General features: G+C 74.3%; 1 protein-coding gene. It reads left to right on the top strand.

The annotated features are described in order from the left end of the window. Positions 1-1,140: lipase family protein (locus ACWF94_RS40805; protein WP_453500404.1), on the top strand; the 1,140-nt coding region annotated here is incomplete at its 5' end. Positions 1,141-1,199: the final 59 nt, after the last annotated feature.

The raw sequence follows: 1,199 nt of genomic DNA, 5'->3' as shown, positions 1-1,199 counted from the left end.
GCGGATGCCGGTACGGACCGGGACGCGAGCGCGCGGCCGTCCACAGGCGCTCAGCTCCCGGCGGACGGCCGACGCGTCCGGATCGCACCGGCCCCCGGGAGCGGCCGGCTCCTCAAGGCCGTCTCACTGCCCAGCCGGGACCGCCCCCACGGCGGACCGGGCCAGGTCATCGAGTACACCTCCACCGGCTCCGGCGGCGAGAAGGTCACCGTCTCCGGGCTGCTCTTCGCGCCGCGGGGGAAGCCCCCCAGGGGCGGCTGGCCACTCATCTCGCTGACCCATGGCACGGTCGGCGTCGCGGACGCCTGCGCCCCCAGCCGTACCGATCCGGGACTGGCCCGCGAACCCGGTCCACGGGCCTGGCTCGACCGGGGGGTCGCGGTCGCCGCCACCGACTACGAAGGGCTCGGCACCCCCGGCGCGCACCCCTATCTGCACGGCCGCAGCGCCGCGTTCGGGGCCATCGACATCGTGCACGCGGCACGCCGGGCCAACCCGGGTATCTCCAGGACCTTTGTGGCGATGGGCCAGTCCCAGGGCGGCCACGCCGCCATTCACACCGCCGTATACGCCACCCGGTACGCACCACGGCTGGACTTCCGGGGTGCGGTGGCCACCGCACCGCCCACCGAGTTCACCCGGCTGACGTCCCACCGCTCCGACTCCGCCAGCACCGAACGCGCCATGCGCACCGCCCTCTACCCCCTCATCGTGTCGGGGCTGCGGGCCGTCGACCCGAAGCTCGACTTCCGCCGGCTGCTCAGCGAACGGGCCCGCGCTCTGCTCCCGCACGCCCGCGACAAGTGCTTCGAGGACGTCCTTAAGGAGGTCATGCGGACCGGCGTCAACGACGCCAACGCCTGGCAACAGCGCCCCGAGACCGTGCCCCGTCTGATGGACGCCCTGCGCGAGCATGTGAACACCCCCGTCGTCCGGCTGGACCGCCCGCTCTTCATCGGCCAGGGCGCGCGGGACGAGATCGTCCAGGCCGATGTCACCGCCCGGTACGCCGAACGGCTCACCAGGGCAGGCTCGGACGTCACCTACCGGGAGTACGCCGCCGCCGGCCATCTGAACGTGACACACGCCTCCGCCCCCGACATCGCCACCTGGCTCACCCAGCGCCTCGCCCGCCGCTGACTCCCGCCCCGACGCGGGCCGCCGTCGGCCTCCTGGGCCGAGGCGGCCCGCACCCGGAC

The organism is Streptomyces sp. NPDC055078, assembly GCF_053607985.1.
Note: the sequence above shows the minus strand (reverse complement) of the source record. Positions and strands in the feature narration are given on the sequence as shown.